This window comes from Burkholderia sp. MR1-5-21, from assembly GCF_053427715.1.
On record NZ_JBSAXD010000010.1, the window covers coordinates 157,208 to 171,511 of the forward strand.

The window sequence follows — 14,304 nt, forward strand, 5'->3', positions numbered from 1 at the left end:
GAACGCGATGTTGCAGCAATGCCCCACCAGCGTGAATGATGCAGACGAAAAACACAGTTTTCAGTGTCGTGAGCCTTATGTGATTACGTTTCTTCAGCCCGGAATCGCAGAGGTACCACGAAGAATCCGAAACCCATAGAGCAATTCAGAAACACCGGAAGCAGCCGTTCAAACTCTCTGCTACAACCGTCAACCGATTTCGCATCGCGATGGTTAATGTTAGCGAGTCTCAACTTGACGTCACCCAAGGATCGGTCACGCGCCAACCCGAACCCGACAACTCCACTCTCCTTACTTCTTCAAAGCCCCCTCTTGTGAAAAGGGCACCGGCTGCCCGTCGATCGTATTAACCACAGCCGTGAGTGCTTCCCTATCAGGGCGCTGCGCTCCCTCAAAGCTGATACCGTCGTCTGTACTAGTCAGCACTACCCCATCGAGAGAAGTGGCCACGATCTTCCCGTTTCGATCCAGTGCAAAGTCTGTAATCGAGTTTTTATAGGTTGTCGAGATGCGCTTCCATGTCTGTCCGCCATCCGGACTGCGAAGAATTGTTCCCCGCAAACCGCCCACAAGGACCACTCCATCAGGAAGCACGGTTCCCGTCCAAAGTGAGCCACCATATCCCGTTTGCGTGTAAGTCCATGTTGCTCCGCCGTCACCCGAATGCATCACCAAGCCCTGTTCGCACGCCACATACAGCGTGCCGTTCATGCCACCAAACACCGAGTAGAAATTTCTATCGGCCTTCTTTGCACCAGGCGCGGGCGGAACCTGTATAACGTCCCAACTCTCGCCCCCGTTTTCGGTATGCAGCATCATGGACCAAAGTCCCACAGCCCACCCCTTCCTGGAGTCGGTGAAGTGAACAGAGAAGAGCGGTTGATCTACATGTAGATCACTTCGTTGGAGCTTCCACGTCTCTCCGCCATCTTCCGTCCGGATAATGACACCCCAATGCCCCACGGCCCAGCCATTACTGTTATCCGCAAACGAGACTGAAGTGAGTGTGCTGTCCACCGGAACACCGCGCGCCTGCCGAAAGGTTCGTCCCTCGTCATCGGAAAGCAAGATCACGCCATGGTCTCCGACAGCGACTATCCTTCGTCCTACGCGCGTCACGCCAAGAATCTGCGCATGCAACGCGGCGTCGATCCGCTCCGCCGCATGAATTTGCAGCACCGGTTTCACCGTCAATGTCGGCAAACTACCGTCTCCTGCCATGGCGATCGCCGACCACAGTGATGCGAACAAGCACAGCGATGAGGGCCGAAAATTCTTGCGCTTCATTTTCATCTCCCTCATCAATGATCCAGGAATACGCCCGGTGCCCGCGCAGGCTTTCGGCGCGGGAACACACGCTCAAGAACAACTGCCAGTGCCGGAAGTGCAGTCATCGCCATGATCAAATTGACGACAAACATAAAAGCCAACAGCTTACCCATATCGGCCTGGAATTTGAGCGTCGAAAAGCTCCAGGTCGCAACGCCAATTGCGAGGGTGACCGCGGTGAAGATCGTGGCCATTCCGACCTCGAGGATGGAGTGTTCGAGAGCTTTGACAATCGGCTGTCCGGCAGCAAGGTGCACTTGTAGTCGGTTATAGATATAAAAGGCATAATCCACGCCAATTCCTACAGCCAGCACCATGACCGGCAGTGTAGCAACGGTCAATCCGATCTCGAACACTTTCATGAACCAATAGCCGATAAAGGTTCCGACTGTCAGTGGAAAACAGCAGGCAATGACGGCTCGAAGATCACGGTAAACGAGAAAGACCAGAGCGATGATAGCCGCATAGACATAAAGCATCATCGGCAACTCACTTTTTGCGACTTCATCATTGATTGCCGCAATCACCCCCGCATTTCCAGCAGCCAGCCTGATCCTTAAACCGGGAACAGGATGGCCGTTCCGGAACTCCTTCACCGATTCTATAACTCGATTGATCGTCGTCGCTTTGTGATCCGACAAATACAAGTGCATAGCGGTCATGCTGCAATCTTTATTCAGATATCCGCGCACGCGTCCGATCTCTGCGCTGAGACCGGCATAATTGCCAGAATCAATCGGAACGACGTTCATTTTTGGATTTCCCTCGTTATAGCCCTCGTTGTAGGTGCGAAGCATCTGCGGATATGAACTGATAGAAACAACCCCGGGGACAGTGCTCATAGCGTAAACCAACTCGTCATCGAACTTACCCACGGCCGGACTCTCACACGAATCGTGTGGTGCTTCTACGACCACCGACAACCAATCTAGCCCCATATCGAAGCTCCCGGCGATCGATACTGCGTCCCGATTGAAGCGGGAGTCAGGGCGCAACTCGGGGGCCCCGGGCTGTAAGGTTCCTACAACACGATCCCGGCTCTGCCAGACCGCCGTCGCGAAAATTCCCACGACTACAATCAACGCCACCGCCGCGTTGCGAGGTTCCGCCACACGTGCAAGCGCACGAAGCCACGCCGAGCGCTGCTCACGTTTGACCATTACCTTGTCAGCATATGCTTTGGTAAAGCTGAAACACGACGCAGCGAGCGGCAGCATGACCAGGTTAGTCAAGATCTTGTATGCGACACCAAGTGAAGCGGTGATCGCCAGTTCTCGAATCATGGGTATCGGGATCAAGAGAAGCGTCACGAAAGACACGAATGCCGTAAGTAGCGCCAAAGTGCCCGGCACCAAGAGCCCAGTGAAGCTCCGACGCGCTGCCTGGAGGGAAGAGCAGCCGTGCGCCAGTTCACGTGTAATGAAGTTGATTTGCTGCACCCCATGCGATACGCCAATCGCGAAGACTAGAAACGGTACGAGAACCCCCAACGGATCCAAACCGAAACCGAGCAAGCGCAAGGTACCGAACTGCCATACCAGCGACGTAAGAGAGCATACGATTGGCAAGATCGTAAAGCGGACTGAATGACAATACCAGTACACCGCCAACGCAGTAAGGACAAGTGCAATAGCGCAAAACAGCAGCACCGACTTGGCACCATCCGCAATATCACCAATCTGCTTTGCAAACCCAATGATCTCTACATCATAATTTCTATCTTCAAAAGGCTTTCGCAGATTTTCCTCAAGCAAATGATTGTATTTTATGTAATCTATTCTTTCTCCGCCTGACGATAGCTCATCAATTTCAGCCGTAATCATTGCTGCGGTTCCATCGCGCGAAACCAAGGAACCAACGAAATTCCCATCCACCGACGATTTGTGGATTTGTGAAATGATCGCTGGCGTCAGGCTATCTGGTGTCACAGTCCCGGGGATGAGAGGGTCCGACCTGAACCCCTCCTCGGTGATTTCATTCACGAAGCTGTTTGGCGTCCACAGTGACTGGACGCCCAATCGGTCTACATTCGGCAGGTATGTCACCGCTTGTGTGACTGCGGCCAGTCTCGCTAGCCCCTCCTTGGTCCAGATCGTTCCGTGCCGAGCTCTAACCACTACCGTCAGGCGATTTGCTCCAAAGAGATCCGCTCGGTACCGGTTGAATGTCTTGACATACTCGTGACCGATCGGTATCTGCTTTTCAAAACCCGCATCCATCCGCAGCTGGACGGCAAAGTACGCCATGACTGCGGTGAATACGACGAATGCCATTAAGACTAGGCGGCGCCGCGAGAAGAGCAATTCCTCGAGGTTACTTATGCTGTTGTGAAACACGTAAGCTCTCCTAAAGCTCATAAATTTCATAAGGCGAAAAGCATTCGAGGAACATTTTCGTTAGCACCACCGGTGCTGCACTCGACGAACTTATTTCGCGAATGTGGACTTTCGCTCAGAAATTTCGCGTTACGAAGGCACCGACAAAATTTCTGTCTGCGTAGGGCTGTGTCATCTGATTGCCTGCGAAATACATCGTATAGTTGATTCCGGCCTGCCACTTCTGGGGATTCTGGTTGAACAGCACATACAGATTGATCGACTTCGCGCCCGATTCGTAGTTGGCCGAGAACGTAGGCGTATAGCCCGAAATCGCATCCGAGAAAGTAATGCCCGGAGTGAGCTGCCAGCCAGGAATTACTGTGCCATCGTAGGTCCAGTTAAAGTCTATAGTCGCCCCCATCGACACTGCTGTTCCCTGCCCGGCGGCAATCGGGTAGCCAAGAGCCGCGTTGTTAGCTAGCCATGTCCCGTATCCTGCAGCGACCAACTGGTAGACCGGCTGGCCATTCAACGTTCGGAAGTAGCGCGCATTGGGGTTGAGGCCCGGATAATCAATAACGGTCAACTCTGCGGTGAATGTCGCCTCGTCTGCCTTCAGCAGCTTGAGAATCGGGTAGCTCGTCTGCGTCAGATTCAGCTGCGCATTGATGTCAAACTGAATTTTCTTCCTGTCCATCCAGGCTTGGCAGGTGCCGCTTGCTCCATTCGTGTTTGCATCGGGCGGGCCGCCGGCGCCGTAGCACCCCGACATCGAAACAGCATCGTGCGGACGATACGAGAGTTCAGTACCGATTGCCCAGTCGCCGATCGGAAAGTTTGCACTCACGCCAAACAGCTTGCGATCAGTCAAATATGACCACTGCCCGGAACCGTTGGCCAAATACGATAGCACCGGCGACTTATCGGTGTAGTTTTCGAAATAGAAACCGAAGTCGACGTCTACGCCCGGCGGCTTGTATCCAAAGCGCACACCGTACTGCGGCTTGTTGCCCGGGAGGACGGCATTGTACGGGGCTCCGACCGAATTGAACGGCGCGCCTGCATATACGCCGTTCAAAAGATTCTGGTTGACAGCACCTAGTGTGGTGCTATTCGATGCACCTGGTCCCGCAATCGTGGCACCGCTAAATCCGGAGACGTTCGAATTGTTGGTGCTAACCGAAAGTGGCTCAGCGCCCCGACCGAATACGTTCGAGGTGGACCAAAAGGTACCGACTGGAGGGTACTTGTTGCCGTTCCACTGAAACTGGTAATAAGCCTCTGTCGAAAGGCCTGCCGGCAACCCAGTCGCAAAGCTGATCATAGGCGCAGGCAACAGAGCCTGCTTCAACTGGGTACCGGGAATCAGCAGCTTCTGGATGTCCAAGGCATTCGTTGCGTTGATGCCGCCCGAAGCAAAGTAGCTCTCGCCCCAATTGATCACCTGATTGCCCAGCCGAATATGCGCGGCATTACCGGCAATATGAAAGTCCTTCTCTCCCCACAGATCCAGCAACTCGGCGTTATACACGGCTTGGGCCCGCGCAGTACTCGATAGCGAAGTCCGGTCCGTGTGGTCAGCGGCGAAATCGTACATTCCCGTACCACGGACCAAGAACTTTAGTCCCTCGTCCGGCATTAGCAGCAACAATTCGCTGGTGACGCTCGTGTAGCCGGTGTACGGCTGCCCCTTTCGGTAGTTAAGGTTGCCTTCGTCACCATTCGCCCACTGCGCGGTATTAGCGCCAGATCCACAACCGAAAGCATTCGGGTCACCAATAAGCGAGCAGCTCGGATTCTTTGTTCGAATCCCCACGCCAGCGGTAATATTGGTATTCCACTGACCAGTCAAATCTCCTAGGCCAGTATCGAATGTATAGGCGGCGGCCGGTGCGGATATCACCGCACCGCACACGGTTGGCCAGACGACGTTGATCAGTGTTCGGTTCAATTTTTCCCCCACAACTCTCGCCCCTGTCGTTATTCCCCCTGAGCCGCCGTCGGAGGTGTCCCGTATGGCTAATGCTCATGGGTTAGAAGATCAACCTTTCATTGTGCACTGATCGTTTGCAGATTCTCGCCCGTAAAGAAATTATCAGTCAGTCGAGGATCATGATCGCCAGGGACAAAGAACCTTATATCCTTCTGGGCGCCGACACTCGAAAAATCAAAAATGTACCGACCGCTAATCAAATCATTGAAAACATTCGCTGACATAGAACATGCTCCGAGATCCCATTCCGGCGTGATGTAACTTTCTTTCGCCTTCCAAATATTACCTTGGGCATCGTAGTCATCGCCTACGGCCGCAATCCAGCTATCCTCATCAAGATAAAGCACCTTCTTTGGCGTAGAATGGCGCATACCGGTTTTTACCGTCCCAACGACCTCCCAAACCCGATGTAACTCGTATCGGCGATAGGCAGGGTTTATGAATTTTTCGCCGGTAGCATCACTAAGTTTTTTCCCGGTTCGTTGCATCGCAAAGCCGTTGTACGGGATATAAACCTCTTTCTTTCCAACCAGTTTCCAGTCAAATCGATCTGGGTTTCCCGAGAATATGAAAGCCATATCCGCCGGATATTGATTTTCAAATCCGATCAGAGGAGCGTCATAGGCGTACGCCGGCAGACGTCGCACTCGGCGTTGACCCGTAAAGTAATACCAGGTGTCCACATCCTTGTTGTAGTAGTACCGCTGAATAGTTCCTTGCCCCGCCAATGCTGCAGGGTCGGAATACAGGTAGTAGGTACCCCACTGCAGTCCGCCGTCGTCTTGTGGGCTATGTTGCCCTTTCTGTGCCCACGGGAAATAGTTGAGTTCGCTCCAACGAACAACGATCGGCTGGCTCGATCCTGGGCGCGGCGACACATACGTCTGTGATTCGGAATATGAATTACCAACTCCCTCATATCGCATCAGGAAGTTCCAGACCGCCTCAACCCCGGTTTCTGGAACGGGAAAAGGAATACCAGGCAAGACCGCGTTTTCGAGTGACCAACCATTCTTGGCAATCGACGATTTGATAGCGCTCGCCTTTGTATTGTCGGCAACCTGCTCTGGAACGCCACAATCACGGTGCGACGGATAAACCGGCATGGTGTAGCCCTTTACCTGCTTCAGAAGTTGGATCTGACCAGGCGTGAGCTTATCCTTGTATTTATCAACGTTTGACGCATCGATGACAAACAGCGGTTTTTCGTCCTTGTGCTGCCAAAAGTCCTCACGTTGCTTTCCGTAGGTCCACGCGCCCGTTGGTTTGGATTGACCTGAGAATGCCGGAATCTCACCATCCTTCGATCCGGCCTTTTCAGCACCAACTGCGGTCAATTCCTGCCCGAGTTTTGCCACGTCAGTTGGTGTGACGGGCCATGCATTAAATGACGCCAGACCAAGAGCCATAAGCGTCATCGTCGATTTGCGAAGTTTCATTCCAACCTCCTCGATTGAGTAAGTTCTAAGTCAAAGATATCTCTTAAATTCCAACTCTTTTCCGGTCGACAGACGACAAGTCAATTCCGCATCTCCGCGCCAAGATTGTGCGGCTTCGGTCTATCGAATGTGGCATTCAAAACGAGAGTGGCATTGATTAATAGACCGCGCCTTCGTAGCCTTGCAGGACGTTCACTGCATTTACCCCGATGGCCTCCACCGCGTACCCGCCCTCCATGATGAATAGGGTTGGTATGCCAAGGGCAGCAATGCGCTCTCCCATACGTAGGTAGTCGGGAGAATCGAGTTTGAAATGGGAGACCGGATCACCCTTAAATGTGTCCACTCCGAGAGACACTACTAAAGCGTCAGGCGCGTAAGCAGCGATCCGCTGGCAGGAATCCTCTAGTGCAACAGACCAGTCAACCCAGCCGCTGCCAAGCGCGAGAGGATAGTTCAGATTGAAACCCTCACCATCACCCTCTCCTCTCTCGTCTTCGTGCCCGAAAAAGTAAGGATATTCGTAACTCGGTGTCGCGTGAATTGACGCAAAAAGAACGTCTCGCCGGTGATAGAAAATATCTTGAGTTCCGTTGCCATGGTGATAATCCACATCAAGAATTGCTACTCGTTTTGCCCCTTGATCGAGGAATGCCTGGGTTGCCGCTGCCGCATTATTGATGTAGCAGAATCCTCCCATGAAATCCTTGCCAGAATGGTGTCCCGGGGGACGGCAGAGAGCGAACGCAGAACGCGCGCCTTGTCGAATGTGATCCTGAGCAGTCAGCGCGACTTGCGCCGAGCTATATACAGCATTCCAGGTACCGCTACTGATCGGCGCCTCGATGTCAAAACTGTAATAGCCCATCAGACCGGTCAACGCATTGGGGGCGGGAGCACCGCGATACATGTGGCGGGTAGGAAATGTAGAAGCAGTCAAGTAACCACTGAACCCTTCTGCAGTCCAACGATCCCACGCCTCTCGCAGGAAAGAGACATAGTTGACGTCATGCACGCGATGGATGATGTCTAGGCCAAAATCTTGAGGTGACACGATCGGACCAAGGTTTTGCGATTTCACCCGATCCAATACGGTGTCGGCCCGACTTGGCTTCTCGAACCATTGTTCGACCTTGCCCTGATATAGCACGGACGGGCCGAAATGCATTCGATGGTCGTCACTAAAAACGGTCAGCATTTAAGTCTCCTTACCAAGATCTAGTAATCGTTGATGACCATTCTGTTACTAGAGAATTACCGTGAATAGAGGGGCCAGTGGCCAATAGCGGGGGTATTCGGCCAACTTGTGATCTGCTGGATTGCTTCGGTCTGTCTCGATCTTGGAGCCGAGTTCCGGTCCCGGCCCTCGCCTCCACACAGGAGCCGAAGTGAGCCACATCCTGAATGTGCTCTTCCACCGTCAGTTCGGCAGCCCCATTGATCAGCGGACGTAGTGTGATCGTTGGTTCTACGACCAACCTTCAAGCAGCTGATGCGGCGAGACGGATTGCGCACGAACTCGTTGGCTGCCAGTGATGGACGTGGAATTGGCGAGCGTGGGTACAGATCTAACTGCGGTTAGAAATCTCGAGGTGGTCGAGTTCGGGGGAGCATGGAGGAGCAATGCGTCGCCAAGCACAAAGAGCGGTGTGTTCTCGCCCACCGCAAGAGAGACTTTGTTTGAAGGTCATCGTCCGTTTGTCCGTGAGCGCACTCGCTACGTCGGTCGCCTCGGAAGCGACAGCTATCGGACAATTGGAACGTTCGTGGATATCGCACTGACCACACGCGCATCGTCGGTGATGATTGTGACCGCTGGCGTGGGAACGTCCGCCCGTTCGGGACGAGTGCCATGGCGAAGACAGAAGGCGACGTGGCATTTGTAGGACGGCAGGCTGTACGCACAACCTCCTGCATCAACACAGCGTGCGACATAAGGCCTGTCGACAGATCAACGGTGCAAAGTGCCGGATCCGCGTGAAAATGAAGCAATTGCGTCGCATAGAAGAACTACGTTGTACTACATGACCACAGAATTCGACTGTCTCCCGGCGAACCGTAGTCCATTTCGAATGTCGAGAAGACGCTCTGCAAGCTGTGCTCAGTGCTGCCAGCGGATACCCGCAACGCACAAAAGCCAGAGATCAACCCTGGCTTTTGTGAAATCGGCCGACAAACACGCGCTGTCAATTTGATCGGAGTTCCTCTAAAGACTCACTTGTACCGCATCGCTATCCTTGCTGGCATCCATTGTAGGTCGACTAATGTTCGCATCCATCTTCATGTAACCGCCTTTCTTCAATGGAGCTACAAACAGACGAGTTGCAATATAGTAGATAACGCCGGAAATCAATGTAACGGGTAACGATGCCCCCAAGTAACGGAAGAGGTTGCCCGTAGCTAGTGTATTGGGATCATAAAGCCACAGGTATCCAAAAGTTGCCGCGACGGAGATAGCCACCGCAATCCAGTTAACGCCTCCCCAGAACTCGTACTTACCCCCTTTCGCCGCGAAAAGACTGGTGACATCGATTCGTTCGCGACGCAAAAGGAAGTAGTCTACCAAGGTTATTCCTGTAATACCGACAAACATTACGCCATTATACGACAGCCAACTCATAGCCGTGGAGAGCAAAAATTCTGTTTTAAATGCGAAATAGACACCAGGCAGCAATAGGAGAGCAAGCAGCAACTCCCATTTCAATTTTGCCAAAAATCTAACTTGCTGCACGGATACGCCGGACAGATACATCATGATAACCATCGTGGCAATGTTCGCCGTTAAGACGACCGACATGATAATGGTACCAAACACAGGGCCGCCCAATTTAATCATCCATATCGTGGGGTCGTAAGTACCCGCGCTAATAGCTGCAAGCGCTGCCACGGTTGACAAAAATGCGGCTCCCAGCACCCCGACCCCGATCACGGATGGACCGACGACATGTTTACGCTTGACCACCAAGCGCGTAAGCCCCCCTAATACAGGCCACCAGGTCATTGCCACAGAAGCCCCAAATTCCACGGCTAGTGCAAGACCCTTGACAGGATCTTTAGTAAACATCTGATCAGCGGGCATCTGCGTTGTCCACAGGTGCTGCCAGCCAAATCGATGAACGAGAATTCCCAACATCACCAATGTGATAAGCATATGAAGCGGGCCGATGTAACCGTTGAGGCGCTCGAAAAGCTTCGGACCCTTGGCCGTAATCTGCCAAACCACCACTAACACGACCAATGCGATAGCTATCACCAAATGCTCGTGTGATGAACCGGATTCGACGGTGCCACTTATCGTGGCTAAGACGTTGGCGGCCCCCCGCGCGGTTAGTGCCTCTACGACGTACGACCATCCCACCAAAGTAGCCAATAGTCCGAACAGAGGAATCAATATGCCGCGATATCCGAACGAGGTCTTCGCGATATCGATGATGTCAATCCCGTACTTGTGACTGGGAACGCCGGACGCAAGGGTTACTATGGCCATACCGATTAACAGTCCAACCAAATAGCCCATGACACCAATGCGCCAATCACCTACGCAAGGTAGATAACCACCAATCAGGAAGGACCAGGTTGCAGCATTGAATGCGCAGCATGTCCACAGGAATGAACCATAAGTTTTATATACGCGCTCACCGGCCAGTACCGGAAGTCTCCCAGCTAGCGCTTCTTGTTCAACTTGGCTTTTAAAATCACTCACGGCCGCCCTCCTACACAATCCACAAGAGAGTCAAAATCCATAACAAGACACCACCCACGATCCAGGCGATAGCCTCGACAATCATCGGCATCGCAGGCTTCCAGCAATCAGCAGTAGTGTGCTCCTGCCCCGTCAAGGCATTCAACTGTCGGACCAGATCTTGGTTTAAGCTCTGACTCGATATAATGACGGATGAACTAGCGTCAACTTCAGATTGAATCATTTGAACCTCTCTCTATACCGCCCTCTGTTAAAGCGCTAGGGAACCGCCTACCAACAGAATCGTTGCTTGCCAGAATGATGCAGGATTTCTGACGCGATCAAAGTGCATGTTACCCGTATGTCGCCCTCGCTTGGATGGCGCGCCTCCCGAAGCTCACAAAGTTACCCGTTGTGAGCTGTCGGAAGGGCTAAAAATACCTACCGTCTGTTTTTCATGTGCTGAAGAACGCTCCTCGCGATATTCGAAAATTTCGAGGCCTTCTCAACCAATTCCGTAAAGAAGGACTGATCGAACGGCATTTCCGGGTTCAATGCCACAAGGGGATGCTCGAACTCGCGCACGTAACCCAGACTTGATGAACCCATCTCATAGCCGACCAGACGTTGCAGTTCCTCTGGAAAGGTTCTGGCCACGTCGGGCGGGATCGAGAGATACTGATTTTCTTCTTGGCGCACCCATCCGACGCAATAGTCGATATTTAGAGCACGTCGACTCGCTTTGGAACGATTTTCGCCGCCACCATGAATGGTTTTCCCGGTGTAAACAAGCACCGACCCCTTTTTCATCTCTGCGGCGAACGTATCTTCATGTGAGAACGACAGCGGGAGGATAGTATCTTTGTGGCTGCGCGGAATGATTCGCGTGCCCCCGTTTTCGTCGGTGAAGTCATCCATTGCCCAAATGGTGCTTACTTCAATGTGACTATGGACAGGGAAGAACTCGAAATAATCCCATACATCTTCATCGCGATGGAGGTACTGGGCCTTCTGCCCCGGATCGATGCAGATCAATTGAGTGAGATTCAACTGAATCGTGGATGCATTCCGACCCAAGAATTTGCGTGCTGCTCCTAACACGGTCGGGTGAAGAACCATAGCGTGGGAGGCGCTAGAACGCGCAGGAATTGCCCCGCAACGCCTGGTCAGTTTGCCGACTGCATGGTTCTTACCTTCAGGTGTACGGTCCAGATACGGCTGGATTTGACCATTAACGGCGTCGACAATCTCGTTAGGCACTGCATTGTCAATGATGCAATAGCCCTCGGCGTCAAGACAGCTGACAACTTCTTCTACCGATGCGTTAGATGGCAAATGAATAAGAGACATATTACCTTCCGGGTGCACTCGTTAAGTGACAATTTAATTTATTGAGGAAAGAGCGATGCGACGGAGACCAATATAGCAATTCATTTTCGACGATACCTCCACCTTACGGTTGAGATCGGAGCAATGGGTCTGGGGGAGACTGGACGTCAAAGCAGCAGCACCTGCCGTGAGGGTCGGACTGGGCGATGTCGGTTATCGCGCAGGAGCCCAAGGAAGTGAGCGATGGCGAAACTCGCCGACCGCCGATAGGCAGTCGACCCGAACGAGCCGACGACTTGGCGCAATGCCGCGCGGGTAGTCGCACGGCAATCAAGACAGGGGATGCGTTCGGCGGACCCCGCGGGTCGCCCTGCGATGAAAGAAGCCAAGGGACTGCAATGTCCGCTGGGCAAGCAAGCGGTTGAGTCAGAGATCCTGAAAAAGCTGTTGAATAAGGTGTTCCGAAAACGGGATCGTGCGCTCGACCTTGGTGCACGGGGAATCAAATGAACGCGTCCCTTCCCTGCGATCATGTTAGCCGCACGGGAAGATGGGCGGCGTCGCCGGCGCACCTAAGATACTGACGTGGTCACCGAAAACATGATGGGCATTGCTGTTTACCGCAGTAATACCCATCGGCGTGCGGAGGGCTTTGTTGAGTTCTGTTGCAACAACGTCTCGCCACCGTGTGCGACATTCGACCTGAACTGCGGTGATCAACCAGCAATTGGATGGGCATCGACCGTGGCTTGAAAAGCTGCGAACCGATGTTGACTGTCATCGAGCCCTGCTTCGGTGTCGCGCCGGCCAATCAATGTACCCACCGAATGACGTGCGACGCCCGTTCGCCTCTCATCGCTCGCTCAGTTTCGTATCGTGCACGGGACCCGGACCGGCGGGATGCTCCCTACGTCAGCCGCAGGGCAACAGCTGGCCGGTTCACATATGAAGAGTGTGCAGGACGATTACATCAGCTTTATAGAAAAGCCCGTAGTGCCAGCCGCGTTCGGGCGCCCCAGTTCATGCCCTCGAGCGGAACGATGAACTCTACCAAGCAAAGCTTCGAAATACCTTTCGCCTCATGAGTCCTGGCGACACTACACATCATCGACTTGGCGGTGTCGAGGTGACCTGAGGTTCAGGGTCAACCCCACTGGCACATATTCTGCTTATTCGACATTATCAAATCGCGGCGGCTTTGGCGTCTGGTGAGGATGCACCACGATAAGGCAGACGATTTCCATGGCGTCCAAATAGGGTGCGGCGCTTGAAGTTTGGAGGGTGAAATGTTGGATGACGTGAAATCGAGCGTCGGTTGCCAAGAATACGCAAAAAGAACCGCGTCTTTTCTGAAAAATACTATCGGCTGCTCGGCAGTATTATTCACATGGCACGAAAGAGATTCAATTCAGTCCCCTCATGTTCTGATCGGCGCTGATGAAAGGATGCTCGACGAATACTACGAATTCTATTCCACCAAGGATCCCCTGCAAACAGAGGTATTGATTCGCAATTTTTCCACTGTCGAAACACTTTCCAATGCGACACGAGGTTACGATCATAATCTCATGGAAGAGTACAGTCCTTTTCTCAGAAAGTACAATCTCAGTGACGAGGTGGACTTTATATTTTGGGCCGGAGGCAAGGCGGTCGCGTCTGCCGCCCTACTACAAACAGATTCGTTGAGGTTTGAGATTGATCCTGACAGACTGAAGGAAATGCAGCAGTATCTGCAGTACACCTTCTCATTTGTGCCTGCAGTGAAGAATCTGTCCCTGAAAGAATGTCTGGCGGATCGTTACAAGCTGACCCCTAAAGAGCAAACTGTAGTGGAGCTTATGATTTCCGGCGAGTCCAATAAATCTATTGCGAATTTCCTGGATGTCGAGTTGGCCACGATTAAAACGCACTTGATACATATTTTTCAAAAACTTCAGGTGCAAAGTCGCAGCAAAGCAATCGCATTGCTAACGGGTAGCTAGACTGGAAGTGGGTACTTATACCCAGGAGCACTACTGCGAAATTGATCTTATGCAGCGCCGCAAGAGGTAGTGTCGCACTAGTGAAAACCGGCCCTCTGATTGATGAAGGCTATTGATCTTCGCTAGGCCAGTCTAGGAGAGCGAGGTGAACGAGAGAATTGTATTATGGGCAGTCGCAGTTTGATGAGCGATAGGTGTGAAATCTCAAACTCTCCATGGCTGAATTCTTTGC

General features: G+C 52.7%; 9 protein-coding genes. 2 read left to right on the forward strand and 7 right to left on the reverse strand.

The window, feature by feature from the left end; translation table 11 throughout:
* Positions 1–291: 291 nt before the first annotated feature.
* From ACV229_RS16170 to ACV229_RS16200, 7 genes are all read right to left on the reverse strand, one after another.
* The gene (locus ACV229_RS16170; RefSeq protein WP_448084108.1) at positions 292–1,287 is read right to left on the reverse strand and encodes a WD40/YVTN/BNR-like repeat-containing protein; all 996 of its coding nucleotides are present in this window, start codon (positions 1,285–1,287) and stop codon (positions 292–294) included.
* Positions 1,288–1,301: 14 nt separating this feature from the next.
* On the reverse strand, positions 1,302–3,665 hold the full coding sequence (locus tag ACV229_RS16175; protein ID WP_448084109.1) for an efflux RND transporter permease subunit: 2,364 nt from the start codon (positions 3,663–3,665) through the stop codon (positions 1,302–1,304).
* A 115-nt stretch (positions 3,666–3,780) separates the two neighbouring features.
* Positions 3,781–5,598 (reverse strand): DUF1302 family protein, encoded by a 1,818-nt coding sequence (locus ACV229_RS16180; protein ID WP_448084110.1) that lies wholly within the window; start codon positions 5,596–5,598, stop codon positions 3,781–3,783.
* Positions 5,599–5,696: 98 nt separating this feature from the next.
* Positions 5,697–7,079 carry a DUF1329 domain-containing protein gene (locus ACV229_RS16185; RefSeq protein ID WP_448084111.1) on the reverse strand — a complete coding sequence of 461 codons (1,383 nt, stop codon included), beginning with the start codon at positions 7,077–7,079 and terminating at the stop codon, positions 5,697–5,699.
* A gap of 157 nt (positions 7,080–7,236) precedes the next feature.
* Entirely contained in the window at positions 7,237–8,277 is a 1,041-nt protein-coding gene (locus tag ACV229_RS16190; RefSeq protein WP_448084112.1) for a histone deacetylase family protein, read from the reverse strand.
* A gap of 1,008 nt (positions 8,278–9,285) precedes the next feature.
* Complete coding sequence (locus tag ACV229_RS16195; protein WP_448084113.1) at positions 9,286–10,782, reverse strand: cytosine permease; 1,497 nt, start codon at positions 10,780–10,782, stop codon at positions 9,286–9,288.
* A gap of 420 nt (positions 10,783–11,202) precedes the next feature.
* Complete coding sequence (locus ACV229_RS16200) at positions 11,203–12,111, reverse strand: phytanoyl-CoA dioxygenase family protein (protein WP_448084114.1); 909 nt, start codon at positions 12,109–12,111, stop codon at positions 11,203–11,205.
* 354 nt (positions 12,112–12,465) lie between these two features.
* On the opposite strand from ACV229_RS16200, the gene ACV229_RS16205 reads away from it, so the two are divergent.
* Both ACV229_RS16205 and ACV229_RS16210 read left to right on the forward strand, forming a co-directional pair.
* Complete coding sequence (locus ACV229_RS16205; RefSeq protein WP_448084115.1) at positions 12,466–12,600, forward strand: hypothetical protein; 135 nt, start codon at positions 12,466–12,468, stop codon at positions 12,598–12,600.
* Between the two features lie 776 nt (positions 12,601–13,376).
* On the forward strand, positions 13,377–14,072 hold the full coding sequence (locus tag ACV229_RS16210; protein ID WP_448084116.1) for a helix-turn-helix transcriptional regulator: 696 nt from the start codon (positions 13,377–13,379) through the stop codon (positions 14,070–14,072).
* Positions 14,073–14,304: the final 232 nt, after the last annotated feature.

Bases quoted from the DNA above. Each gene is read 5' to 3' on its own strand.
- ACV229_RS16170 (WP_448084108.1), bottom strand. From the start codon at position 1,287: ATGAAGCGCAAGAATTTTCGGCCCTCATCGCTGTGCTTGTTCGCATCA.
- ACV229_RS16185 (WP_448084111.1), bottom strand. From the start codon at position 7,079: ATGAAACTTCGCAAATCGACGATGACGCTTATGGCTCTTGGTCTGGCG.
- ACV229_RS16190 (WP_448084112.1), bottom strand. From the start codon at position 8,277: ATGCTGACCGTTTTTAGTGACGACCATCGAATGCATTTCGGCCCGTCC.
- ACV229_RS16200 (WP_448084114.1), bottom strand. From the start codon at position 12,111: ATGTCTCTTATTCATTTGCCATCTAACGCATCGGTAGAAGAAGTTGTC.
- ACV229_RS16205 (WP_448084115.1), top strand. From the start codon at position 12,466: ATGAAAGAAGCCAAGGGACTGCAATGTCCGCTGGGCAAGCAAGCGGTT.
- ACV229_RS16210 (WP_448084116.1), top strand. From the start codon at position 13,377: ATGTTGGATGACGTGAAATCGAGCGTCGGTTGCCAAGAATACGCAAAA.